Annotated in this window: 22 protein-coding genes; 8 read left to right on the top strand and 14 right to left on the bottom strand. The window is 63.9% G+C overall.

The annotated features are described in order from the left end of the window. Positions 1 to 14: 14 nt before the first annotated feature. Positions 15 to 452: a MarR family winged helix-turn-helix transcriptional regulator gene (locus YY7_RS50340; RefSeq protein ID WP_051396435.1), complete on the bottom strand. Its 438-nt coding sequence runs from the start codon at positions 450 to 452 to the stop codon at positions 15 to 17. 9 nt (positions 453 to 461) lie between these two features. Next, positions 462 to 1,646 carry an NmrA family NAD(P)-binding protein gene (locus tag YY7_RS0101915; protein WP_245287152.1) on the bottom strand — a complete coding sequence of 395 codons (1,185 nt, stop codon included), beginning with the start codon at positions 1,644 to 1,646 and terminating at the stop codon, positions 462 to 464. 176 nt (positions 1,647 to 1,822) lie between these two features. Between YY7_RS0101915 and YY7_RS50335 the strand changes: the two genes are divergently transcribed. Next, positions 1,823 to 2,437 carry a winged helix-turn-helix transcriptional regulator gene (locus YY7_RS50335; protein WP_080663528.1) on the top strand — a complete coding sequence of 205 codons (615 nt, stop codon included), beginning with the start codon at positions 1,823 to 1,825 and terminating at the stop codon, positions 2,435 to 2,437. Between the two features lie 58 nt (positions 2,438 to 2,495). Here the strand turns inward: YY7_RS50335 and YY7_RS0101900 are convergent, their stop codons facing one another. The 3 genes from YY7_RS0101900 to trhA all read right to left on the bottom strand — a co-directional run bounded on the left by YY7_RS0101900 (position 2,496) and on the right by trhA (position 5,271). Further along, positions 2,496 to 3,491 (bottom strand): alpha/beta fold hydrolase, encoded by a 996-nt coding sequence (locus tag YY7_RS0101900; protein WP_245287151.1) that lies wholly within the window; start codon positions 3,489 to 3,491, stop codon positions 2,496 to 2,498. A gap of 258 nt (positions 3,492 to 3,749) precedes the next feature. After that, complete coding sequence (locus YY7_RS0101890) at positions 3,750 to 4,544, bottom strand: SDR family oxidoreductase (protein ID WP_028161748.1); 795 nt, start codon at positions 4,542 to 4,544, stop codon at positions 3,750 to 3,752. Between the two features lie 31 nt (positions 4,545 to 4,575). Next, positions 4,576 to 5,271: a PAQR family membrane homeostasis protein TrhA gene (gene trhA / locus YY7_RS0101885; protein ID WP_028161747.1), complete on the bottom strand. Its 696-nt coding sequence runs from the start codon at positions 5,269 to 5,271 to the stop codon at positions 4,576 to 4,578. A 214-nt stretch (positions 5,272 to 5,485) separates the two neighbouring features. Here trhA and YY7_RS0101880 point away from each other — a divergent pair, with 214 nt between their 5' ends. Both YY7_RS0101880 and YY7_RS0101875 read left to right on the top strand, forming a co-directional pair. Next, positions 5,486 to 6,949 (top strand): YcjX family protein, encoded by a 1,464-nt coding sequence (locus YY7_RS0101880; RefSeq protein ID WP_028161746.1) that lies wholly within the window; start codon positions 5,486 to 5,488, stop codon positions 6,947 to 6,949. Further along, complete coding sequence (locus YY7_RS0101875; protein WP_028161745.1) at positions 6,946 to 7,989, top strand: YcjF family protein; 1,044 nt, start codon at positions 6,946 to 6,948, stop codon at positions 7,987 to 7,989. The genes YY7_RS0101880 and YY7_RS0101875 overlap by 4 nt, the downstream gene beginning before the upstream one ends. Before the next feature lie 105 nt (positions 7,990 to 8,094). On the opposite strand, the gene YY7_RS50330 is transcribed toward YY7_RS0101875, so the two are convergent. Beyond that, complete coding sequence (locus tag YY7_RS50330; RefSeq protein WP_051396452.1) at positions 8,095 to 9,645, bottom strand: glycosyltransferase family 39 protein; 1,551 nt, start codon at positions 9,643 to 9,645, stop codon at positions 8,095 to 8,097. A 502-nt stretch (positions 9,646 to 10,147) separates the two neighbouring features. Here YY7_RS50330 and YY7_RS0101865 point away from each other — a divergent pair. Continuing rightward, positions 10,148 to 11,884 carry an adenylate/guanylate cyclase domain-containing protein gene (locus YY7_RS0101865; protein ID WP_028161744.1) on the top strand — a complete coding sequence of 579 codons (1,737 nt, stop codon included), beginning with the start codon at positions 10,148 to 10,150 and terminating at the stop codon, positions 11,882 to 11,884. A gap of 325 nt (positions 11,885 to 12,209) precedes the next feature. Continuing rightward, positions 12,210 to 12,410, top strand: a complete 201-nt coding sequence (locus YY7_RS0101855) for a cold-shock protein (protein WP_028161742.1) — start codon at positions 12,210 to 12,212, stop codon at positions 12,408 to 12,410. A gap of 117 nt (positions 12,411 to 12,527) precedes the next feature. On the opposite strand, the gene YY7_RS0101850 is transcribed toward YY7_RS0101855, so the two are convergent. Both YY7_RS0101850 and YY7_RS0101845 read right to left on the bottom strand, forming a co-directional pair. Then, positions 12,528 to 13,178 carry a hypothetical protein gene (locus YY7_RS0101850; RefSeq protein WP_051396434.1) on the bottom strand — a complete coding sequence of 217 codons (651 nt, stop codon included), beginning with the start codon at positions 13,176 to 13,178 and terminating at the stop codon, positions 12,528 to 12,530. A gap of 101 nt (positions 13,179 to 13,279) precedes the next feature. After that, positions 13,280 to 13,744 (bottom strand): Lrp/AsnC ligand binding domain-containing protein, encoded by a 465-nt coding sequence (locus tag YY7_RS0101845; RefSeq protein ID WP_028161740.1) that lies wholly within the window; start codon positions 13,742 to 13,744, stop codon positions 13,280 to 13,282. A gap of 112 nt (positions 13,745 to 13,856) precedes the next feature. On the opposite strand from YY7_RS0101845, the gene putA reads away from it, so the two are divergent. Both putA and YY7_RS0101835 read left to right on the top strand, forming a co-directional pair. Then, positions 13,857 to 16,865, top strand: a complete 3,009-nt coding sequence (gene putA, locus YY7_RS0101840) for a bifunctional proline dehydrogenase/L-glutamate gamma-semialdehyde dehydrogenase PutA (protein WP_028161739.1) — start codon at positions 13,857 to 13,859, stop codon at positions 16,863 to 16,865. A 397-nt stretch (positions 16,866 to 17,262) separates the two neighbouring features. Further along, the gene (locus YY7_RS0101835; protein ID WP_028161738.1) at positions 17,263 to 18,468 is read left to right on the top strand and encodes a CaiB/BaiF CoA transferase family protein; all 1,206 of its coding nucleotides are present in this window, start codon (positions 17,263 to 17,265) and stop codon (positions 18,466 to 18,468) included. A gap of 192 nt (positions 18,469 to 18,660) precedes the next feature. On the opposite strand, the gene YY7_RS0101830 is transcribed toward YY7_RS0101835, so the two are convergent. Next, on the bottom strand, positions 18,661 to 19,257 hold the full coding sequence (locus tag YY7_RS0101830; RefSeq protein ID WP_028161737.1) for a TetR/AcrR family transcriptional regulator: 597 nt from the start codon (positions 19,255 to 19,257) through the stop codon (positions 18,661 to 18,663). A gap of 115 nt (positions 19,258 to 19,372) precedes the next feature. Here YY7_RS0101830 and YY7_RS0101825 point away from each other — a divergent pair, with 115 nt between their 5' ends. Next, on the top strand, positions 19,373 to 20,017 hold the full coding sequence (locus YY7_RS0101825; protein WP_028161736.1) for a glutathione S-transferase family protein: 645 nt from the start codon (positions 19,373 to 19,375) through the stop codon (positions 20,015 to 20,017). Between the two features lie 189 nt (positions 20,018 to 20,206). On the opposite strand, the gene YY7_RS61745 is transcribed toward YY7_RS0101825, so the two are convergent. From YY7_RS61745 to YY7_RS0101800, 5 genes are all read right to left on the bottom strand, one after another. After that, the gene (locus YY7_RS61745) at positions 20,207 to 20,368 is read right to left on the bottom strand and encodes a hypothetical protein (RefSeq protein WP_196237205.1); all 162 of its coding nucleotides are present in this window, start codon (positions 20,366 to 20,368) and stop codon (positions 20,207 to 20,209) included. 32 nt (positions 20,369 to 20,400) lie between these two features. Beyond that, on the bottom strand, positions 20,401 to 21,966 hold the full coding sequence (locus tag YY7_RS0101815) for a hypothetical protein (RefSeq protein WP_028161735.1): 1,566 nt from the start codon (positions 21,964 to 21,966) through the stop codon (positions 20,401 to 20,403). 161 nt (positions 21,967 to 22,127) lie between these two features. After that, entirely contained in the window at positions 22,128 to 23,153 is a 1,026-nt protein-coding gene (locus tag YY7_RS0101810) for a hypothetical protein (RefSeq protein ID WP_433994481.1), read from the bottom strand. Positions 23,154 to 23,477: 324 nt separating this feature from the next. Next, complete coding sequence (locus tag YY7_RS0101805) at positions 23,478 to 23,975, bottom strand: TPM domain-containing protein (protein ID WP_028161733.1); 498 nt, start codon at positions 23,973 to 23,975, stop codon at positions 23,478 to 23,480. A 1-nt stretch (position 23,976) separates the two neighbouring features. Next, positions 23,977 to 24,873, bottom strand: a complete 897-nt coding sequence (locus YY7_RS0101800) for a TPM domain-containing protein (RefSeq protein WP_028161732.1) — start codon at positions 24,871 to 24,873, stop codon at positions 23,977 to 23,979. Positions 24,874 to 24,881: the final 8 nt, after the last annotated feature.

Here is a 24,881-nt window from a genome sequence, read left to right as displayed (position 1 = left end):
CTTCTTCCCGCTCGTCAGGCTGATAAGAAGTCCAGAGTTGGTCTGAGCTCGTCCCAACGATTGGCGCCTATGCGGCGGTTGCTTTCTTTCTGGGCCTTCCGCCAGAGGGGTACCGCTTGTTTCAGGAGTACCCGGCCTTTGGCCGTCAGTGTCAGGCTACGAATACGACGATCTCGCGCGTCCGGCTGGATCGCAACGAGCTTCTTGGTTTCGAGCGGCTTCAAGTTGCGAGTGAGCGTGGTGCGATCCATACCGAGCAGATCGGCCATGTCGCTGGTCGGCACCGGCTCGTTGCGCTTCAACGCGGACAGGATAGTGAACTGTCCCGACGTGATGCCGATGGGCTTGAACATCGCGTCGTATCTCCGCGATGTGGCGCGGGCGGCCCTGTTCAGGCCGAGACATACGCAAGCCGTGTAGAAATCAGTCGGTGTAAGATCGTCCTGTTTCATCCGTTCACCCTACAGCGTCCCCTTCCTCTTATCCTCAGTCAGCTTCAGAAGCGGCGGCGCCTTGTACAAATTTTCCGGTTGAACTCTTTCCCAAAGGCTTCCCTTCCCAAGCTCTCTTCCCAACTGATCTTCGCGCCGAAGCCACTGTTCGACACTCCTGATTCGATTGGGGTGAATTTCATCCAACAACCCGTAATCCCTCTGAACGACTCCGTATTTCCAGACGTTCCAGAACCCGGTGAAGTTATCCCGGAAGCTCATGGTGCTTTTGTCGTTGGGATCCGCATTGTATCCGGCGGGCAAGTCAGCGGCCGCCTTGAGCGGACCATTCCAGTATGCGTCCAAGTCCGTGTCTATGTATTGCGCCGGATGCCCCGTCACCTTCGCGAACGCCGCAGCAAGTTTCTGATACTCGACATGCTCGATGGCGACTTCGAGATTCATGCCATTCGCACGCTCCGGGTTGTCGAAGAGCCAGCGGGCATAATAGCCACAATCATCAAGAGCAACGTGCGGCACGGCTCCGTTGCCGAGCGGAACTCGCCACGTCACGACACCATCCTCCACAGAAGGAGTCATGGGCGTCATCGCCGAGATTGCCATCTCCATGTATGGGCCAGTGGTGAACACCGCCGCGCCCATCCTGTCTTTGTTCGCTTGGTTTTGAAACAAGATCCATTCGCCCATGCGGCCCTTGCCGTCATAGTGACCCGCACGGAATTTGGAATCATAACCGGACTTCTTGAGCGCGTAGTCCAGATTTCCATAGACAAAGAACTTGATCCCTTCTTCCACGGCTATCTCGTAGCTGCGGATTGCCCAATAGGTCTCCGCCTTCTCGCCGGTGTTGAACCCATCGATATTGACGTATGCCCCGTCGCAACCGCCGAAGCCTTCCCGCAATATGGCCTCGTCCGCGAACGTTCCCTCGAGGATGGACACGTTGCCGAGTGCGCGAAGGGCATTTGCCCGTCGGGAGGCAGGGTCGCGGCTAAGGGCTCGGACAGAATATTTGTTGTCAGCGACCAGAGCGCCGATGATGGGCAAGCCCTGAGCGCCCGCGCCGCCGATGACGAAGATCTTGGAGGTGCTGTGCGTGGGCATGGTTATCTCCACAGGTTTTGAGCCGATTGGCAGCGGCGTCGCGGCCGGCCAACGGGAGCCTCGCTTGGTGATCGGGCGTTTCGCGGTCATTCGAAACGACGGCACTCGTCACTGGACCGTAACTCTTATAATAAGAGTGACTAAGAAAAGCAAGAAAGTCTGGCTCGTCTCACGCTTCGTTGAATTTGCCGTGTTGCCGACCTAAGTTGGCTCTTATGATGAGAGCTGCGCGACGATGATCCTCGCGTAACTCGTGGAAATGGTTGATGCGCTCGAAGGGTTTCGACGGAATGGTATGCTCGATCGCCGGCGTGATGGCGGTGATCGGCGATCGTTGGGGTCTGCTGATCCTGCGCGACCTTGTCCTCGGTCTCAACCGATACGAGGACTTTCGCCAATCGTCTGGCGTGACCAATGCGACGCTCAGCGACCGGCTGAACCACCTTGAGGCCAATGGCCTGATCGAGCGGCGGCGCTATCAGGTAAATCCGGAACGATTTGAATACCTGTTGACCCAAAAGGGCTGGCAAATCGCCTCTGTGATGCCGGTGCTCGCGCAGATCGGGGATCGCTGCGACGTCTCTGGCGCTTCAGCGCCGCCGCTGAAGTTTGTCAATCGAAAGACCGGGGCCGACGTCGAGTGGAGTTTCATCGACAAGAACACTGGTGAGCAGCTCAGCGCCCTGGATCTCACAATCAAAGAAGGCCCCGGTGCGGACGATTTGGTTCGCTGGCGGCTGTCCCACACTGAGCGTCGCCACAAGCAGAAGGTCGATGACGGCGTCGTCTCGCCAAGCGGCACGCCGCCTATGCAAGAGGCGAAGCTCAGGACGCGCGCGGCTCGCAAAGGTATTGAAGAAGAAAGCTCACGCGGAGGGTAAGGAAGAAGCCCACGCAGAAGGCGCGACGATAGAGGGCACGGATATTGGCCCTTAGCCCTCAAAGCCCGCCGAGGAACCGCTCCAGCGCTGCGTTGGTCTCAGCTGGTGCTTCCTGCTGCACCCAGTGGCCGATACCTGGGAGAATGACCGATCCGCGAAAGTCGGTGCAGCCGATCCCGGGGTTCGCAAAGAGGTCCATGCCGGGAATGAACGCGCGAACCGCGTCGCGCTCGCCGGCCACAAAATATGATGGCTGCGTCACGGGCTTGTTGGCAAACTCCGCCAATTCTTTAAAATCGATGTCCTGCGCGCGGTAGCGATTGAGCGGGCCACGAAAGCCGCCGGCGCGAAATGCGTCGACATAGACCTGCAGGTCTTTCTCGCTCATCCAGTCCGGGAATGGCTTCGGATCGATCATCCCGTCAAGCAATTTCGCATCCACCGGTTTATGATCGAGCCACTTGTTGAGCGGGGCGCCACCTGAGATGGCGAAATAGAGTTTTCGCAAAGCGACGGGGATGTCGGCCTCGAGCTCTTTCTCCGCCACGCCTTCGTCCTGGAAATAGAGCTGATAGAAGAAGCGGTCCTTGTAGGTGGCTTTGAACGTGTCGAGAAGCGGCACGGGTCGTCTGGGAATGTAGGGAACACTGAGGCCGGCGACAGCCGTCACCTTGCTCGGATAGAGCAGCGCGGCATTCCAGACCATCGGCGCACCCCAATCGTGGCCGAACAGGATCGCCTTGCCGTCACCCAACTGATCGACCACGGCGGCGATATCGGAGGCCAGATTGCGAATGGTGTAGGCGGCAATTTCCTGCGGCTTGGAGCTCTGCCCGTAGCCGCGCACGTCAAGCGCCGCCACCTTATAGCCGCGCTCCGAGAAATAATCGATCTGGTGACGCCATGAGTACCAGAGTTCGGGAAACCCGTGAACGCAGACGATCAGGGGACCGCGGCCGGCGACGGCCACATTGAGGTTGATCGATCCGTTCCGCACCGTGACGAAATCCATGACGTCCTCGCAGATTTCCGTTCGCAGTTTACTCTTGCTCATGCTCGCGCGGATGGAAAGGGCGTGGATGCCCGAACATGGCTACATCCGTAACGCGGCACCGACGCGAAGAGTCCTCCTCCGTGACGGGATAGTGCGGAGCGCGCGGCTCTCTCCGGCTGTCGTCCCGGGCTTGACCCGGGACCCATAACCACAGGCGTTAATAGTACGCTCCGCTGCAACTGCGTGCTCGCGCCACAACAACTCCCTGTGGTTATGGGTCCCCGCTTTCGCGGGGACGACGCGAGTATGGGCTGCGCGCTACTCCCCGTGCTCTTCACGCATCCTGGCCTGGATCTTGGCCATGCCGCCGATCCAGCGGTCGTAGTTCTCGGTCTTCTTGCGCATGTAGCCGAGCACCTGCGGGTGCGGCAGGATCAGGAAGGTTTCTTGCTCGATGCCGCGCAACGCGTCCTGCGCAACCTGTTCTGCCGTGAGGTCGCCATCGCCGGATTGCGGGCCCTTCGGGATCGAGCGCAGCATGTTGGTGTCGACGCCCTGCGGGCAGAGGATCGAAACCTTGATGCCGTCGGCGCGATGCGAGATCGCGAGGTTCTCGGCAAAGCCGACCGCGGCGTGCTTGGTGGTGGAATAAGCCGGGCTGCCGACCTGCGACAACAGGCCGGCCGCCGAAATGGTGTTGAGGAAATAGCCTTCGCCGCGCGCCTTCATGCGTGGAACCAGATGCCGCGCGGCATAGACATGGGCCATCACATGGATCGCCCAGCTCCGTGCCCAGGGCTCGTCCGAGGTGCCGCCGGCATTCACAGACAGCGGGTCAAAACCGCCGCCAATGCCGGCATTGGAGCAGAACAGCGCGATCGGGCCGAACATCCGCTCGGTCGCCTCGATCACGTGCAGGACATTCTTCTCCTGCCCAACATCGCATTTGAACGCCGCGCCGCCCACGGAGGCTGCGACCTTCTCCGCGGCCGAATGGTCGAGATCGACCACCACTACCTTCGCGGCGCCCGCGCGATGGAACACTTCGCACAATGCCTTGCCGATGCCATTGCCGCCACCGGTGACGACCACGACTTTTTCTGCCACCTGCATGGCCCCCTCCCGATTTTTAGTTGTCAGCGCCTCAGCTCGCGAGCACGAGGTCGAGGATCGCCGTATAATGGCAGGCCGCGCCAAGCAAGACAAAACAGTGCCAGATCGCATTCTGGAAGCGCAGCCGCTGCCACGCGTGGAATACCACGCCGAGACTGTACAAGACGCCGCCCGCGACCACGAACCACAGTGCCATCGCCGGCAGCACCTTCACCACCGCATCATAGAGCATCGCCCCGCTCCAGCCCATGGCGAGATAGAGCCCGACCGACAGCCGGTCGAAGCGGCCCGGCAGCGTCAGTTTCAGCACGATGCCGACAATCGCGACGCACCAGACCCCGATCAGGAGCGCGATGGCAAAATAGCTCTCCCGCAATTCCATGATGAAGGGCGTATAGGTCGCGGCGATCAGGACATAGATCGCCGAATGGTCGAACCGGCGCAGCACCCATTTGGCGCGCGACACCGGCCAGAGATTATAGGTCGCCGACAGCACCAGCATCGCCAAGAGGCCCGCGACATAGACCGAGACCACCGCGACATCGCCCGGTGTCGCGTAGATAGCCGTCAGCACGATCAGCACGGTGGCGGCGATCAGGCCGAAACAGATGCCGACGACATGGACGATGCCGTCGGCGATCAGTTCGGCGCGGTCGTAGTTCCAGATCACGGCACCGGCCGCGTGGATCGAATTGGAGGCGAGTTGCTTCAGTCGGAATATCGTCATGACCAGTCGGCGCGCACGGTAGAAGCGAGGGGACATCGGCGTTGGGAGGTTAGCCGATCTAGTACCCTATCGTCGTGGCTGTTTTTTGAACCGGCGATGAACGGGGCCGCCAGCGGCAGACTGACGAAGTGCTTGATTTTGGCCCATCAATTGCCATTTTGCGGATAATCGTTCGCCAATTGCCCTCCTCCCGCCCGGGTTGCTCCTCGCCTGCATGGCCCTCAATCTCACCGATATCGTCGAGGAAGCGCGCCTGTCGGCGCGCGCGCTCTGGGACTATGGCGACAGCTTCTTCAACCCGACCGTGCGGCTCGGCGTCACCGGGCTATCGCGTGCCGGCAAGACGGTGTTCATCACAGCGCTGATCCATGGATTGACCCGCGGCGGCCGCTTTCCGGTGTTCGAGGCCTATGCCTCGGGCCGGATCGCCCGGGCGCGTCTGGAGCCGCAGCCCGACGATGCGGTGCCGCGCTTCGACTATGAGAACCATGTCCGCACCCTCGTCGAGGAACGGCGCTGGCCGAATTCGACCACCGATATCAGCGAGCTTCGCCTCGTCATTGACTACCAGCGGCAAAATGGCGCGGACCGCACGCTCACCCTCGACATCGTCGACTATCCCGGTGAGTGGCTGCTCGACCTGCCGCTGCTGAGCAAGAGCTTTGAGCAGTGGTCGGCGGAGAGCCTTGCGCTTTCACGCGAACCGCTTCGCGCCGAACTCGCCGCACCCTGGCATGAGCATCTGAAGACGCTTGATGCCGAAGGCCGCGAGGACGAACAGGCGGCGCTTAAGGCGGCGAAACTCTTCACCGACTATTTGCGTGCCTGCCGCGACGAACGCTTTGCCATGAGCCTGTTGCCGCCCGGCCGCTTCCTGATGCCGGGCAACCTCGCCGGCTCGCCGGCGCTGACCTTCGCGCCGCTCGAGGTTCCCATCGATGGCAGCGCGCCCGACGGCTCGCTATGGGCAATGATGCGGCGGCGGTATGAGGCCTACAAGGACGTCGTGGTGCGCCCGTTCTTCCGCGATCATTTTGCGCGGCTCGATCGCCAGATCGTGCTGGTCGATGCGCTCGCCGCTTTCAATGCCGGGCCGGAGGCGCTGCACGATCTCGAAGCCGCGCTGGCCGGCATCCTGGATTGCTTCCGCATCGGGCGCAGCACGATCCTGAGCGCGCTGTTCCGGCCGCGGATCGACCGCATTTTATTTGCGGCAACCAAGGCCGATCATCTGCATCACCAGAGCCATGACCGGCTGGAAGCGATCCTGCGGCGCACGGTGGCGAAGGCCGCCGACCGCGCCGAATTTGCCGGCGCCTCGATCGACGTGGTGGCGCTCGCCGCGGTGCGCGCGACCCGCGAAGCGCAGGTGGCGCGCGGCCGCGAAAAACTGCCGTCGATCCTGGGCACGCCGGCGCCGGGCGAGACCGCCAACGGCGAGGCCTTCGACGGCGAGACTGAGGTCGCGACCTTTCCGGGCGATCTGCCCGCCGATCCCGAGGAACTGTTCAGGGGCACCTTCCGCGGCCTGTCCAGCGCGACCGCCGACAAGGCCGATTACCGCTTCCTGCGATTTCGGCCTCCGAAGCTGGTGCGGGAGGGTGACGAGGAACCCGCCCTGCCCCATATCCGTCTAGACCGCGCGCTCCAGTTCCTGATCGGAGACCGACTGCAATGAGCGAGAAAACGCCCCACCGGCGGCCGGCGACCTTCAAGCTCGACGACCCTTCCGTGATCGTGATCGACGCGGACGAGAAGGGCCGGCCTGCCCGCGGCACCATCCAGATCACGCCGGAGCCAGATCCGGCGCTGCTGCCGGTGCCGGTCGATGCGCCGCTTGCGCCGGCGCGCCGCGGCTTCCGCTGGGGCACGCTGTTCTGGGCTGCGGCCGGTGGATTAACGCTGCTCGGCGCCGGCCTCGGCGTCATCCACCTGATCGAGGATCTGTTTGCGCGCAACCAAGGGCTCGGTTTCGTCGGACTCGCATTGGCCGTGGTCGCGACGGTCGCGTTGCTCGTCGTCATCGGCCGCGAGGCCTTTGGACTAGCGCGGCTGGCGACGATCGAGAAACTCCATCTGCGCGCCGCTGACGTGCTGCTCAGCGACGACCGCGCGGCAAGCCGCGTGATCGTGAACGACTTGCTCAAGCTCGCGCACGAGAACCCGCAACTCGCCCGCGCCCGCGCCACGCTGCAAGGCCATGCCGATGACATCATCGACGGCGCCGACATGATCAAGCTCGCCGAGCGCGAATTGATGACGCCGCTCGATGAGGAAGCGCGCCGGCTGGTGTCATCGGCGGCGCAGCGGGTCTCGGTCGTGACGGCCGTGAGCCCGCGTGCGGCGATCGACGTGCTGTTCGTGTTCGTGGCGGCGCTGCGCATGATCCGGCAATTGGCCTATCTCTATGGCGGCCGGCCCGGCGCGCTCGGCATGTTCAGCCTGATGCGCCACGTGATCACGCATCTGGCGATCACCGGCGGCGTGGCCGCCAGCGACAGCGTGATCCAGCAGATGCTCGGCCACGGCATCGCCGCCAAGCTCTCGCAGCGCCTCGGCGAAGGCGTCCTCAACGGCCTCCTCACCGCCCGCCTCGGCCTCGCCGCGATCGAGGTGACCCGACCGTTGCCGTTCACCGCATTGCCAAGGCCGGCGCTCACTGATCTTGCAAAGGACTTGCTGCGCAAGCGCGACGACGAAGAGCGTGGCGCGGGTTGATGTGCCCTCGCCCCTTGTTGGAGAGGGCTGCTCCGGCGCCAGCAACCAACTCGGTCGGGTGAGGGGTCTCTCTCCACATGCATGGGCGCTCGCGGAGAGAACCCCTCATCCGGCAGCCTTCGGCTGCCACCTTCTCCCACAAGGGGAGAAGGTGCAGGTCGCGTCCGGCGCGAGCAATATCGCCAGCACGCGCCAGCGGAAGAGTGGCGAATCCGGTGGCGGCGCGAGGTCGGGGGTGTAGCCGGTCAGCTTCTCAAGCAAAAAGCTGTCCATCACCATGCCGCGCCAGATACGCTCGACGCGTTCGAGCGGCTGGCGCACGGCGCCTGCCGCATCCAAAAATGGCATCTGGCTGTCGAGCTCGCGCACGACATAGATGCCGGCGTGATCCCTGATGCGGTCCATGCCGGGATCGCGGAAGCCCTGGAAGCGGCCGCGCTCGTTGAGCTGGACCACGGGCACGCGGCCATTGAAGAACCAGCGCAGCATCGCATAGGTGCGGTAGTCAGTGGTCGCGATCCAGCTCGCGCCCTGCTTCTGCAATTGATCTTCGACCCGCGCGGCGAGCTGCTCGTAACCGGCTTCGCCGCCGATCGGATCGGTGCGGCCGATGAAATTGAAGGGCGTCGCGACATAATAGACGAACACGCAGATGACGAAGGCGATGCCTGAGATCACCGCGATCCGCGCCCAGGAGATGGTCGCGCGGATCATCCATTTCGGCCAACCTTCGCGCGGGAGCATGGCGATGTTGATGGCGGTGGCGGCAAAGCCGGCGGGCCACAGGAACATCGGCCAGGTGTCGCCGACCCGCAGCGTCAGCGACTTCCACAGGAAATAGAAGAACGGCACGATCACCGCGGTCGAGAGCAGGATCGCCACCGGCTCGCCGGTGCGATAGCCGCGCCATGCGGTGAGCGTGATGCCCGACAGCACCACCGGCAGCACCACGAATCCGACCAGGCCGAGCTGCAGCGCGAAAAACTCACCCAGGGTGCGGAGCGAGAACGGATGATCGGCGGTGGCGCGCACCGCCTGGAAGCGGAACGAGGCCCAATCATGCTGGTGATTCCAGATCAGCACCGGCGAGAACACGAGGATCGCAATCACGACGGCAAAATAAGGATAGGGGCTGGAGAGCCAGCGCCACCGCCAGGACGGCACCAGTATGAACGCCACGACTGCCGGCAGCAGCATGATCGCGGTGAATTTCGAGAGCAGCGCAAGTCCACCGAACAGGCCGGCGGCGAGCCACCAGCGCGGCTCGCCGCTTTGGGTGAGCCGCACCAGCGACCACAACATCGCGACCGCAAACGGGATCATCGCGATGTCGGGCGCGACCTTCGCCATCAAGAGGCCGTAATAGAGCGCGGCCTCCGGCAACAGCAGCGCCAGCACGACCGCCCTGAAATCATGGGTAACGCGGCGGACGATATCGGCGAGCAGGAGCTGGGTCACGAGCATCGCCAGAATGCCGGCAAAGCGCGCCCCGAGATTGGTGTCGCCGAAGATCGCGGTGCCGAAGCGGATGAACCAGGCGATCATGGGGGGATGATCGAGGAACGACAGCACGTTCTCCTTCGACCAGGTCCAGTAATAGGCCTCGTCCGTGCGCAGGTCGAGCACGGCCGCATAGATCAGGCGCAGAACCGTCATCGCCGCGATCAGGGCGATCACGACGGGCCATGACGGCGCGGAAGGATAGTCGTCCGGCGTTGCGCGGCCGGTCTTGAGCGGGATATTCGTCACGGCCGCGCTTTTCCTAGACTCCCAGCGGGGTGTCAACGCGTCGCGGGAAAAGAATGATAGGCGGGCGTTCCGGAAGACCGGCTCATGACAGGTGTGTAATTTGGGCGCGACTGGAGCAGCGAGCTCCCACCTCTCCCTTGGGAGAGGTCGGATTTCACGCGGCACGCGTGGAATCCGGGTGAGGGGTTCAGGTCTATCTGTGGGCGGACGTTCCTCGAGAGGCCGGGACCCCTCACCCGGATTGCATCTGTCGATGCAATCCGGCCTCTCCCACAAGGGGAGAGGCGGACTTGAGAGCGCGGAGGCATTATACGTTATACGACTATAATGGAACGGCACGAGGTCGGGACGGCGATGGTATTTGGCAGGGAATAAGGCATTAGATTTGACGATAGTAGCTACAGATCACATGGCCCCCTCTGCGCGCCAGCAGTTACGAGAATTTTTCCGCGGCATCGGCTTGCGGCAGGTTCGGCTCGCCTGCGGCACCATTCTGTTCGCTTATCTGGTCAGCCATTTCCTTAATCACGCGCTTGGCAATATCTCACTGGACGCACTGGCCTGGGGCGTCGAGTGGCACACCGCCTTTTGGCAATTCCCACCTATCGCCTTCATCTTCTACAGCGCCTGCCTCGTGCATTCCGGGCTCGGCATCTGGGCGCTGTATCAGCGCCGCCAGTTCGGCTGGAAGGCAATCGAGCCGCTGCAGCTGCTGTTGGGCTTGAGCATCCCTTTCCTGATCATCGCCCATATCGTGGGCGTGCGGCTCAGCCATACGCTGTACGGGCACGAGAAGCTGTATCCGCAGGAACTCTATATATTCTTCGTCGGCGCGAGACAGAGGCTGTGGCCGATGCTCGCGGTGCTGGTCATCGCCTGGGTGCACGGCTGCATCGGGCTATATTTCTGGCTGAGGATGCGCCGCTTCTTCAGACGCGCGGCGCCGTTTCTACTGGCGGCCGCCGTGCTGATCCCGACGCTGGCGCTGCTCGGCGTCTACCAGGGTGGACGCACCGTGATCGCCGACAGCACCGATCCCGCGTGGCGGCACGACAACCTGTCAGCGCAACATGTCGGTACGCTGGAGCAGGCTGACATGCTCGACCGTATCACCGGCGGCATGACGATCGGTTATGTCGGTCTGCTTGCCCTGGTGCTGCTCGCGCGCGGCGGACGCGCCATCCTTGAGCGGCGCGGCGGCATGATCAGCCTGTCCTACGGCAATGGCCGCACCGTCCGGGTCCCCAAGGGATTGAGCGTGCTGGAGGCGAGCCTGCGCCACAACGTGCCGCATGCCTCGGTCTGTGGTGGCCGCGCGCGCTGCTCGACCTGCCGCATCCGCATCATCGGCGACTGCAGCATGCTGCCCGAACCTTCGCCGCGCGAGGCCTTCGTGCTCGGCCGCGTCGGATCGACCGATCCCTCGGTCCGGCTCGCCTGCCAGCTCAAGCCGACCACCGATCTCTCCTTCTTCCAGCTCTTCACCCCGCACACGATGTCGGCCAACGCGCATGCGTCGAACCCGACGCGGATCGGGCAGGAGCGCTATCTCGTCAGCCTGTTCGTCGACATGCGCGGCTCGACGCAACTTGCGGAGACGCGGCTGCCGTTCGACACTGTCTTCATCGTCAACCGCTTCCTCAGCGCGGTGTCGCAGGCGGTGATCGAAAACGGCGGCCAGCCCAACCAGTTCGTCGGCGACGGCATGCTGGCGCTGTTCGGACTCGCGAGCAGCCGACAGCAGGCCTGCCGGCAGGCACTGCGCGCGGCGGCGCAGATCGGCAAGAACATTGAGGAGCTGAACGAATTCCTGAGCCATGACCTGCCCGAGCCGATCCGCTTCGGCATCGGCATCCATGGCGGCGAGGTGATCGTCGGCGACATCGGCTATCGCGACCACATGGTGTTCACCGCACTCGGCGACGCCGTCAATGTCGCGGCGCGATTGCAGGACATGACCAAGCTGCTCGGCTGCGAAGCCATCTTCTCCGAGGAGGTGCGCATCACCGCAGGCCTGGCCGCCGATGCGCTGCCCCAACAGGAAGTCGCGATCCGCGGCCGCAACGAGCCGATGACCGTGCGCACGGTCGACGACACGCGCACGCTATCCGCGGTGGCGAGCGGCGATCAGGTGGTCGCGGCCTGACTATCATCTGCTAATCGCGGCGGCCGCTGCCGCATCGTCAACGTCGGCATGCGCTGATAGTGAGCGCTGACTTACGAAGCTGCGGCCGCGCCAGATGCCCGAGACTTGCCGCGATTGGCCGATCTTTTCCACGGGAATGAACGGTAAATAGGCAAAAGGGCGCAAAAGCGCCGCGAAACGGCGTGTTTCCGCCAAAATCACGCGTGAGCTTTGCCCTACCAAGCGCGACGCAATCTGCGTTATCCTGCGCCTTGCGAACATGCCGGGGTGTGCGGGGACCGGCACGCTCGTTTAATTATTTGATTTTCCGCCGGAGACGACGTGAATGGCTAAAGGTACTGTAAAATGGTTCAACCCGACCAAGGGCTACGGATTCATTCAACCCTCATCGGGTGGCAAGGACATATTCGTTCATATCTCAGCGGTTCAGAAGGCCGGGCTTACGACGCTCAATGAGGGGCAGTCGGTCGAGTACGACGAGATCGCTAATCGTGGCCGGACATCGGCGGAGAATTTGAAAGTCTAGGATACCCAGCAAAGGTCGCACTCTCGGGGATGCGTCTGGGGGTGACGTCCAAACAAATTCCACCAGAGGGAAGCGTTCACAAGGAGCTGAGCGCGCGCATCCGCGCGTCGGCCACTTTCAGTCCTCCGTGACCCATTGGGCGACGGGCATGACGTCCGGCGGCTGCAGATAGCCACGCGGCCAGAGATCGACGGCCCATTCCACCTTGGTGGCGCGTTCGACCAGCACCGCGGTGTTGTGCGGCGTCTGCAGCACCAGCGTGTTGCCGCGGTAATGCGGATCCCCAACGATGTGGTGTTTCAGCAGATTCCATTGCTGCAGGACCAGGAGCAGGCTCGTGGTGTTGCGGGTGGTGTCCCAGCAATCGTAATTGTGCTTGTCGTCGAAATAGCGGAAATCGGCCTTCGCCACGCGCTTGTCGGTGCCGATGATCGGGCCCATGCGACGGTCGAACCACATCACTGCTTTTTGCACCGCAGCACGCTCGGCCGCCGCGGAGGCGCGGCCCGCATTCATGATCTGCGTCAGCGCGGCGCGGTCGGCAGCGCTGAAATCCAGGGTCTCGCGACGCCGGCAGACGAAGCCGTAGCAGACCGTCATCGCGTTCGCCGACGGGGGATAGATCGACACCGACGTGTAGAGCGCCTCGACCGCCGCGCTCATCTCGGCGCAAGCGGCTGGGCTGGCAAGGAGCGCCAGCAGGCCGGCGCAGACGCCTGCGAGCGTTGCGCGTGGGCCGTGATGCATCGATTGATCCGTGTTGCTCATGCGCCCTGCGCCCAAAGAGGAAGCAAGGATTAGCGTGACGTCCCGGTCCTGCCAATATGCCGAAGCGGAACCTGTGGATCACATCTCGCCCAACGAAAGTGCTAGGCAACCGGCAGCGGCGCGTCGCGCTTGACCTCTTCCATCACGGCGTAAGTGCGCGTCTCCTTCACGCCGGGGAGCGCGAGGAGGCTCTCGCCGAGGAAACGGCGATAGGCGGTCATGTCGGCGACGCGCGCCTTCACCAGATAATCGAAGCCGCCAGCGACCATGTGGCACTCCAGGACCTCAGGCGCGGCCCGCACGGCGTGCGCGAATTTTTCGAAGACATCGGGCGTCGTCTTGTCGAGCATCACCTCAACGAACACGAGCAGCCCGAGGCCCAGCCGGTGCGGATTGAGGCGGGCGCCGAACCCCTCGACAAATCCCTCGCGCTGCAGCCGCTTCAGCCGTTCGCCGACCGAGGTCGGCGACAGCCCGATGCGCTCCGCCAGCTCGACATTGGCGATTCGGCCGTCGTCCTGCAGAATTTCGAGGATTTTGCGGTCCGTTTTATCTAAATCCGGCATATATCAACCATAATAGTCATATTGGCTGATTTTCTAAGGCATATGGACGAATATGTCTATCGAAATACGGTTCGGATGGAAGTAGCGTTTTGGTGGGTCTGAGGAAAACGCCATGCCAGTCGAATACGCTTCTCTTCCACCTTTCAGCGCGGCCTATGCGCCGGACGATGTCGCGATCGCGGCGCGGCTGCTGCCCGATGGGCGGCTTGGCGCGGAGCAGGAAGCGCGGATCGACGCCACCGCGACGCGGCTGATCGAGGCGATCCGCACCAATGACGATCCGCTGGGTGGCATCGAGGACATGCTGCGGGAATTCGCGCTCTCGACAAAGGAGGGCCTGGCACTGATGGTGCTGGCGGAAGCCCTGCTGCGCGTACCGGATGCACGCACCGCCGACCTGTTCATCGAGGACAAGCTGGGCCAAGGCGATTTCGTCAATCACGAGACCAAATCGAGCGCGTTCCTGGTCAACGCCTCGGCCTGGGCGCTCGGCATGTCTGCGCGCGTGATCCAGCCCGGGGAAACGCCGCAGGGCACGATCGGGCGACTGACGAAACGGCTTGGCGCGCCGGCGGTGCGTGCCGCCACGCGGCAGGCGATGCGGCTGATGGGCAGCCACTTCGTTCTCGGCGAGACCATCGAGGCGGCGCTGTCGCGGGCGCATTCGCAGTCGGCTGAGAAACCGCGCTATTCCTTCGACATGCTCGGCGAAGGCGCGCGCACCGCCGAGGACGCCGAGCGCTATTTCAATTCCTATGCGCGTGCAATCGAGGCGATCGGGCGCGCGGCGGACAGCCGTCCCCTGCCCGACCGGCCCGGCATTTCCGTCAAGCTCTCCGCGCTGCATCCGCGTTTCGAGGCGGTGAGCCACGGCCGCGTGATGGGTGAGCTGGTGCCGCGGCTGGTCGAGCTCGCGCGGCAGGCCAAGGCATTCAACCTGAACTTCACCGTCGACGCCGAGGAAGCCGACCGGCTGGAATTGTCGCTCGACGTGATCGCCGCGGCATTTGGCTACGATGCGCTTGCCGGCTGGGACGGCTTCGGCCTCGCCATCCAGGCCTATCAGAAGCGCGCCGGCGAGGTGATCGACTATGCCAGTCAGCTTGCGCAACGCCTGAACCGCCGGATGATGGTGCGGCTGGTCAAGGGAGCCTATTGGGACACCGAGATCAAGCGCGCGCAGGAGCGCGGGCTCGCCGACTATCCGGTCTTCAGCCGCAAGGCGATGACGGATCTGAACTACGTCGCCTGCGCAAGGAAGCTGTTGGCGTTGCGGCCGCGGCTGTTTCCGCAATTCGCGACCCACAATGCGCTCACCGTCGCGACCATCCTGGAGCTGGCCGGCGATGGCAGCAGCTTCGAATTCCAACGCCTGCATGGCATGGGCGAGGCGCTCTATGCGCAGCTTGCCAAGGATCGCCCCGATATCGCCTATCGCACCTACGCGCCGGTCGGCAGCCATCGCGACCTGCTCGCCTATCTGGTGCGACGGCTGCTCGAGAACGGCGCCAATTCGTCGTTCGTCGCGCTCGCGGCCGATGAAGCGGTGCCCGCGAAGACATTGCTGCGCCGGCCGACCGACATCATCGGCACGGCAGAGCATGCGCGCCATCCGAACATCCCGCTGCCGCAGGATCTCTATCGGCCGGAGCGGCAGAATTCGCGCGGGATCGAGTTCGGCGAACGCGCCGCGCTGCATGGCCTGCTGACGGCGGTCGACGCCGAAACAGCGCCGACGGCTGCCAGCAGCGAGGTCACGCCAGAACAGGCGAGTGCCGCGGTCGCCGCGGCGCGCGGCGGATTTGCCCGCTGGAGCCGGACGCCGGCCGAGACGCGCGCTCAAATCCTCGAACGCGCCGCGGAGCTGTTGCAGCAACGTGCCGCGCATTTCATCGCGCTGCTGCAGCGCGAAGGCGGCAAGACGCTGGACGACGCGCTCTCCGAGGTGCGCGAGGCCACCGATTTCTGCCGCTACTACGCCGCGCAGGGCCGCAAGCTGTTCGGCGACGGCGAGGCGATGTCGGGACCGACCGGCGAGAGCAACACGCTCGTCTTGCGCGGCCGCGGCGTCTTCGTCGCGATCTCGCCGTGGAATTTTCCATTGGCGATCTTCCTCGGCCAAGTGACGGCAGCGCTGATGGCAGGTAATTCGGTGGTGGCAAAGCCGGCCGAGCAGACGCCGTTGATCGCAACTGAGGCAGTCGCGCTATTGCACGAGGCGGGCGTGCCTGCTTCCGCCCTGCAGCTCGTGCAAGGCGACGGCCGGATCGGCGCGGCACTGGTGGCGCATCCGGACATCGCAGGCGTCGTCTTCACCGGCTCGACCGAAGTCGCGCGATCAATCAACCGCACGCTGGCCGCCAAGGACGGCCCGATCGTGCCGCTGATCGCCGAGACCGGCGGCATCAATGCGATGATCGTCGATGCCACGGCGCTCCCCGAGCAGGTCGCCGACGATGTCGTGACCTCGGCGTTCCGCTCGGCCGGACAGCGTTGCTCGGCGCTGCGGCTGCTGTTCGTCCAGGACGACGTCGCCGACCGCACGATCGAGATGATCGCGGGCGCGGCGCGCGAATTGAAACTTGGCGATCCCACCGATCCCTCAACCCATGTCGGACCGGTGATCGATGCGGAGGCAAAACAGCGGCTCGATGCGCACATCGCGCGGATGAAGCGGGAGGCGCGCGTGCATTTCGCCGGCACTGCACCGGAGGGCAACTTCGTCGCGCCGCATATCTTCGAACTGGCGAGCGCTAGCCAGCTCACCGAAGAGGTGTTCGGCCCGATCCTGCACGTGGTGCGCTATCGCGCGGAAAATCTTGATGACGTGCTGCGTGCGATCGAAGCGACGGGCTACGGGCTGACGCTCGGCGTCCACTCGCGCATCGACGACGCCGTCGAGGATATCGTCGAGCGCCTTTCGGTCGGTAACATCTACGTCAATCGCAACATGATCGGCGCTGTCGTCGGCGTGCAGCCGTTCGGCGGCTGCGGTCTCTCCGGCACCGGGCCCAAGGCCGGCGGGCCGCATTATCTGGCGCGGTTTGCGACCGAGCAGACCGTGACGATCAATACGGCGGCAGCCGGCGGCAATGCGGCGCTGCTGGCGGGCGGGGAGTAAGCCAACGCCGCAATGACGGGCTAGCACCGCTGTCGGCCCCTTATGGTGAGGAGCGCGCAGCGCGTCTCGAGACGATGCTGCGCATCGCTTCGAGAACCATGAGGCCCCGCCGGTGGCCTCGCCCTTCGAGACGAGCGCTCCGCGCTCTCCTCAGGGTGAGGGGATAGATTGGAATGCGCGGCTCTCTCCACGTCGTTGCGATCGAAGCGAAGCAATCCATTTCTCCATGCTCGCGGAGGCATGGATTGCTTCGTCGCTCCGCTCCTCGCAATGACGGCCGAAACAGCCGTTGCATCCCCCACCCCAGATAGGTCAAATGTCGCTTCCTCGGGATCATCGGCAGCGGTAATTCCGCCTCATGAACAACAGCAACAAACGTCACGGGAGCGACGGCACGATGGAAAAAGGCATCTTTGAAGGCTTGAAGGTTCTGGACTGCGCGAGCTTCATTGCGGCGCCGGCGGCCGCGACCGTGCTGTCCGACTTCGGCGCCGATGTGATCAAGATCGAGCCGCCCGGGGCCGGCGATCCCTACCGCAACCTGCCGAACCTGCCCGGCTATCCCCATACCGAGCACAATTTCGCCTGGCTGCTGGAAGCGCGCAACAAGAAGAGCCTGGCGCTCGACCTCACCAAGCCGGAGGCGCAGGCGGTGCTGTACAAGCTCGTCACTGAAGCCGACGTCTTCATCACCAACATGCCGCCGCAGGTGCGCGCCAAGCTCGGCATCACCCATGACCACCTCGCCCATCTCAACGACCGCCTGATCTACGCCTCCTTCACCGGCTATGGCGAAAAGGGCGAGGAGGCCAACAAGCCGGGCTTCGACAGCAACGCCTATTGGGCGCGCTCCGGCCTGATGGACCTGGTGCGCGCAGATGAGGACACCACGCCAGCGCGCTCAGTCGCCGGCATGGGCGACCACCCCTGCGCGATGGCGTTCTACGGCGCGATCGTCACCGCGCTGTTCAAGCGCGAACGCACCGGCAAGGGCTCGCACGTCTCGACCAATCTGATGGCGAACGGCGTCTGGGCCAACAGCGTGCTGGCGCAGGCAAAGCTTTGCGGCGCGAAATTCTCCAAGCGCAAGCCGCGCGAAGAGGCGCTGAACGCGGTGACCAACCACTACAAGTGCAAGGACGGCCGCTGGATCATCCTGTCGCTGCTCAACGAGGAACGGCAATGGCCGACGCTGGCGCGCTGCCTCGGCCGCGAGGACCTCGTCGCCGACGAACGCTTCGCCACCAAGGCCGGCCGCCATGCCCGCTCGGTGGAACTGATCAAGATCCTCGACGAAGTCTTCGCGACCAAGGACCTCGCCGAGTGGCGCAAGATCCTCGACGGCAGTGGTCTCGTGTTCGGCGTGGTCGGCATCCTCGACGACATCCCGACCGACAAGCAGATGATCGAGAACGAAGTGCTGGTGCGATTCGAGAACGACACCATGCTGACCGTCAACAGCCCGATCTTCATCGACGGCGAGAAAAAGGTGCAGCCGCGCAAGCCCCCGGAAGTCGGCGAGCACTCCGACGAGATCCTGCGGCAGGCGGGATATGACGAGGCTGATATCAGCAAGCTGCGCGCGAGCGGCGCGGTGGCATAAACGCCGACCCTTCTCCCCTTGTGGGAGAAGGTGGCGCGAAGCGCCGGATGAGGGGTTGTCTCCGCGGGCACCTGTGCGCGTGGAGAGAACCCCTCACCCAAACGAACTTGTGGCCAATGACTGAGCTGCCCTCTCCCACAAGGGGAGAGGGCGCAACAATTGGCGCCGTCGTCGCGAAGTGAGCTCGTAGGCTCACCTCTTCCCGATCAGTCCCTCGACCAACTCGAGCAGCGCCGCCCTGGTCTCCTGCCGGAAGTTGCGGCGCGGAATGGCGAGTTGCTGCAGCAGGATTCCGATCAGCGCGGCAACGAACAGCTCGGCATGCGCGCGTGGGCTCATCGAGCCGGCTGCGCGCAGCGCGAGCTCGGAGCTTTGCCGCCAGGTGTCGAACCATTCAGCCACGATGGGCCGGTAGCGCTCGCTGCGTGCGGCGGCCAGGAACACCTCATAGCAGGCAATGTGAATGTCCGCTTGCGTCTTCAGTTCCTGCCCGTACCAGCCGACGAGTTCCTCGATCCAGGCTTCGGCATCGAACGCCTTGCTTTGCAAGCTGAGCGCCAAGGCCTGCAGCCGGCCGACCTCGCGCGTCAATGCAAAGCGCAGCGCTGCGTCGACCAAAATATCGCGCGTGGCAAAATGATGCGTTACGGCGCCGAGCGACATGCCGGCTTCGGCCGCGACCGCGCGATGGGTCACGCGATCGATGCCGGAACGGCCGATGATACGCAGGGTCGCTTCCATCAGCGGACGCTCGCGCGCGCTTATCTCCTGGTCGGCCTCTCTCGCCAATGTGACTCCTGTTGCATTGCTGCCTTGCACCGCCTACAGAACAAATGTTCTGTTTTTCGAATTATACGTATCGTAGCCTGTGCTGGCAAGTCGGACCAACGAACAGGAGCGCCCTATGCCTGCCTACCGGCTACACTACTTCCCGGAGTCCGGGAACAGCTACAAGCTCGCGCTGATGCTGACATTGTGCGGCGAGACGTTCGAGGGCGTGTGGACCGATTTCGGCGGCGGCGTGACGCGGACTGCGGAATGGCGCGCCAACGTCAACCCGATGGGCGAGATCCCGGTGCTGGAGGAGGACGGCGTGCGCCTGACCCAGACCGCGCCGATCCTGTTGAAGCTCGCCGAGCAATATGGCCGGTTCGGCGCCGGCAATGCGCAGGAACAGTTCGAGCTGCTGCGTTGGCTGTTCTGGGACAATCACAAGCTCACCGGCTACATGGCAACCTACCGCTTCCAGCGCACCTTCATGCCGTCGCCGAATCCGGATGTGCTGAAGTTTCTGCGCGGGCGGATCGACGATTATCTCGGCATCCTCAAGCGGCATCTGCAGGACAAAGCCTTCGTGCTCGGCGAGCGGCCGACGGTGACCGATTTCTCGATGATGGCCTATCTGCATTATCCGAGCGACGAGACTGGCTATGAGTTCGCCAAGAGCCACCCGGCCATTCATGCGTGGCTAGGCCGCATCGCGGCGCTTCCGGGTTGGAAGTCGGCTTACGATCTGTTGCCAGGGAAGCGATTGAAGCACTACGCGTGAGGTCCCTTCTCCCCTTGTGGGAGAAGGTGGCGCGAAGCGCCGGATGAGAGGTTGTCTCCGCAGGCGCCTGTGCGCGTGGAGAGAACCCCTCACCCAAACGAAGCTGTGGCCAATGGCTGAGCTGCCCTCTCCCACAAGGGGAGAGGGCGCATCAACAGGCGTCCGCAGAGCTACCCGGGCTACGGAACTCTAGCGGCTGAGCCAGGCCCAGACGATGCCGGCTGCGATCGCGGCGACAATGATGGTGACGGCAATCGCCCATGTGCTGACGCGGACGGCGCCGATCATCTGCCGCTCGGCCTCGTTCTCGGCGATCTCGCGGTTGCGCTCTTTGTCGTCGGATGTGCTCATGGGCGGCCTCCGAGTGTCGACATAGCATGGCTTTACGGGCTCTTGATGAAGCACATGCCGATGCGCGAGGTCTTGCCGGCGGCCTGGCAGGCGAGCCCCTCAGCACAGGTCCAGTTGCGAAAACTCGGGTCGTTGTCGGCGGCTTTCGCGCTCTGCTGATAGCAATGGGCGCCCCAGCCGTCTTCATATTCGGTGCCGGCAAGCTCGGTGCTGCCGCGTAGCTGCGGGCGGTTGGAGAAGCCGCGGGAGAAGTCCGGCTGCGCGCCACGGGCAAATGCAGACAGGATGTCGCGGCGGCGGACCTGGTCGCCGAAGAAATGCGGCGAGGCCGGCACCACCGTCGTGTTCGACGGCTTGGCCGCCATCCAGTCGACACCGGGGAAATGGAAGCCGCCGATGCCGCGGGTCTGGTGGCATCCGGCGCAGGTGATATCGTTGAGCCGGCGTTCGAAGCCCGCGACCGAGCCGATGTTCTGCAACCTGGCGCCGTCTTGCGCCGCCTTCTTCAGCGCACCGACAACATCATTGTCATCAAATGCAGCCGAGCTGCTTTCAGCCCGCATCATCCCATATTCGGGCAGCAGTTCCGAAAGGTCGAAGCCAACAGGTGTCGGCGCGATCGCTGCCCTGGCGAGGAATTTCTCGGGGATCAGGATCGTGCCGCGGTCGAGCTCGGCGAAATGCCTGGGATCGAGCAGCCAGCTCTTGAATTCCTGCTTCAGGTTTTCATCGGCGAGGATGCGATCGCGATCGATCTGGTTCTCCAGCGGCGCTTCCTCGAAGCGGCCAGTGTCGCTGACATAGTTGAACACTTTCAAGAGATAGTCGGTGCGGAAATCGCGGGTTGGCGATTTCGGCGCATGGGCGATCTGCAGATTGGTCTCGATCTGCTCGATATTCTCATACCCAATCAAGTCGAGAGGACCATCCTTGCCGGCGAGCTTTTCAAGTCCGCCCTCCTCCGCCGACGAAACGTCGCTAATGGCAAGCCAGCGGCGCGCAATCTCGCGGCAAGTGATCGCAGCACCGTTTCGATCGCGGGCGCCTTCGCCCTTCGCTCTCAAGACCAGATTGAGCGTCATCGGCAGGCGCTGCGAGACCGCGTTCTCGCCGATCACAGGCGCATCCACGCGTGTCAATCGATAGATCAGGCGGATTTCGCCGCAGCTTTCGGGTGAGACATAGGCGCGGTCCATGCGGCTGACGATGCCGGCCAGCACGAAGCGCGTCGTGGCTGAGTAAAGCTGCGCGCGATCGAACAGCTGGAACGCGAAGCCGTCGCCGACCCCGATGATTTCGTTCGGAAGATCTTGCTTGTGCTTTGCGATGTAGCGATCGAACTCGCGGTCGAGCGCGGCGCGGATCGGCGCCATCGACGGCAGCGCGAACAGTTCGGCGTTGTCGAGTGGAAGATCGACAGGTCGCTGCGGCGGCAGCATGTGGGCGAGACCGAACCTGCCGTGATCGAGATCACGGAGCACTGATGGGTCGGTGATTGCGGTGCCGCGTTCCAGCGCCTCGTCCTGCGCGGCGCGCGCCGCCAAGGCGCCGCACAACAGGGCGAGCAGGATCGTGAGGAAACGCAGCGCACGGCTCATGCCCCACTAACACCGCGCTGAGGGGCGTATTCAAGTCAAAACCCGGCTCACATCGCGGTGAGGACGTAGCCGGGGTGGAGCGATAGCGTAACCCTGGACCACTCGTTGATGCAGGCGTCCCGGGTTGCGCTGCGTTCCACCCGGGCTACGAGAGCTGCAAACTAGCGCGCGACGATCAGGCCCTTGCTGGTGACGACCACCCAGCGGCCGTCCTGTCGGCGGATCGCGTCGACGCGGCCGAGGCCGGGGACGGGATCGCCGGCATAGACCTCGTAGAGGCCGCGGCGGCCTTCGATCAGTGCACCGCCATTGCTGACATCGCGCAGCACCCAACCGTCCACGGTCGGCAGCCGGCCGACTTCGGGCTTCGGAGCCGCGGCAGCCGCCGTCGTCGCCGGCGGCGTCACACTGCCGGTCACGTCCTTGGCCGCAGCAGGCTGAGCCGCGGCAACCGGGGTCGGCACGGCTGAAGCAGCCTTCAGCTTCTCGACGGTCTCGCTGAGCTTGGCGAGCTTCGCGGCCGGCTCTCCTTGCGCCTTCTCGAGCTTGTCGAGGCGATCATTGGTCTTGCTGAACTGGCTCGTTCCGGTCTTGGAGGCGTGCTCGAGCCCGGCTTTCAGTGCGGTGACATCGGCATCGATGCGCGCGAGCGAGGCTTCGAGCGCGGTGTCCTTCGGCGGCACTACCACTGCTGCCGTCGCGGGCTTGGTGTAATAGCCGAGGCCTGCGGTGGCGAGCGCGCCGCCGATGGCGCCTGCCGCGGTCGCGAGTGCGACGACTGCCGCCATTGCGGCGAAACGGCGCTTGCCCGACGATGCCGGCTGTTCGTCATTGACGGGCTTTGCGGCCACGCCTTCGTCGTCCCAGATGCGCTCGCCCGGCGACATGATCATGAGCTTGCCGGGGGTGCGCGGTGCTTCTGCTGCGGCCGACTCGACGTTGGTCGGCTCGACCTTGGGCGCGTCGGCCTTGACGGCTTCGAACTTGGGAGTGTCGGATTTGGGCGCTTCAAAGTTGGGCGCCTCGAACTTGGGAGCGTCCGCTTTGGGCGCCGTCTCTTCCTGGTTGGCTGCGATTTCCGAAGACGTGGACGCCGACACCGGTTCGCTTGCGGCGGACGGAGCGGCCGGCGCGGCGCCGCTGGCTCCGGCTTCAGCTTGGATCGGGGCGCGCTCTTGCTCACTCACGTTCAAAGTCTCCAGATTAGGTTGACAATTTGGTAACTTTTATTGCTTGCGAAATCGTTACTGGCTGGAGGTCTTACCGAAATTTAAGGAACTTTCCGGGCCATCACGACGTGCATCACTGACTGTGAAGCAGATGACGTCAATTTTGAGGAAGTCCGGATGAACCGGACATGACTGGAACTGCGGCGGTATCGAGACGCCGATTGTCCCCGCCGTCATTCGGGGATGCGCCCCCTTTGGGCGCAGGCCCGGAATCCATCAGGCCGCATACACCTCTGGCGAAATGGATTCCGGGTTCGCTTCGCGCCCCGGAATGACCGCCACTTACATCACCACCGGCGCATCCGGCAGTTCGTTGGGGCCGCGGCCCTGCGGCGGGAAATGCCTGGCGAGTTCGCGTGAGACAGCCTCGATGCCCTTGATCACGCCGTGCTCGAAACGGCCGGCACGGAAATCTTCTTCCATTGTGCGACAAATCGCCTCCCAGCCGTCCGCGCCCACCTTGGCGTGGATGCCGCGATCCGCGACGATCTCGACGTCGCGGTCGGCGAGTAGGAGGTAGATCAGGACGCCGTTATTGTGTGCGGTGTCCCAGATGCGCAAATGCGCGAACACATCGAGTGCGCGCTCGCGCGCCAACTGATTGCGCAACAACGGCACGCCGTCGAGCGCACCTTCAACGACGAAACGGATCTGGCCGGAATGGGTGGCTTCGCCCGCCTTGATCGCCTGTTCGATTGCGTCGAGCACGCGCGGCGGAAACAGACGCCGCGTCCGCCAGCGGTGTTCGACGAGGTGCCTGCTGATGCGCCGGATGTCCATGCTACCAGCTCCCCGATGCACCGCCGCCGCCAAAGCTGCCGCCCCTGCCGCTGAAGCCGCCGTCCCCATTGTCGCCGGAGCCGCGGCCGCCGCCGGGCCAGGAGCCGCCATAGCCGCCGCCCGGCCAGCCGCCGCGCTGATAACCGCCCGGACCGCCCCAACCCCAGCTACCGGCGACTAAGGTGACGACCACAGCGATGATGGCAAGCAGCACCGCGGCGGCAACTGAGCCTGCAAGCATCCAGGCGAAAAAGCCGACGATGCCGCCGGTGGCGGCGGCGCCGAGTAGCCGCCCGAGCACCGTGCGCAGAAAGGAGCCCAGCACGAAGATTCCGACGATGACGAAGGGATTGAACGGATCGATCTGGTCGAAGAGGTTAGGCGCCTGCCAATGTTCGGGCTCGGGCGCGGGTAACTGTTCGCCGTCGACAAGGCGGATCATCCGGTTGATGCCGGCTGCGATGCCGCCAGCGAAGTCGCCGGTCTTGAATTTCGGCGTGATGACCTCGTCGATGATGCGCCTTGTGGCCGCATCCGTGAGCACGCCTTCAAGGCCATAGCCGACCTCGATCCGCAGATGGCGATCGTTCTTGGCGATGACGAGCAACGCGCCGTCGTCGATTTTCCTGCGGCCGATCTTCCAGGCTTCAGCAACGCGGATCGAGAACTGCTCGATGGTCTCTTCGCCCGTGGTTGGCACGATCAGCACCGCGATCTGGCTGCCCTTGCGCTTCTCGAGATCCTCGAGCGTCTGCGTCAGCGAGGCGATGTCGCCCGATGACAGCGTGCCAGTCGTGTCGACGACGCGGCCGGTAAGCGGCGGCACCGCGATTTCGGCGAAGGCTGGAAAAATCCAGCCCACCAGCAGCGCAAGCAGGATGGCGCGTGCAGCGTTCATCGGAAGCG

It is taken from the genome of Bradyrhizobium elkanii WSM2783 (assembly GCF_000472865.1).
GTDB lineage: Bacteria > Pseudomonadota > Alphaproteobacteria > Rhizobiales > Xanthobacteraceae > Bradyrhizobium > Bradyrhizobium elkanii_A.
Note: the sequence above shows the minus strand (reverse complement) of the source record. Positions and strands in the feature narration are given on the sequence as shown.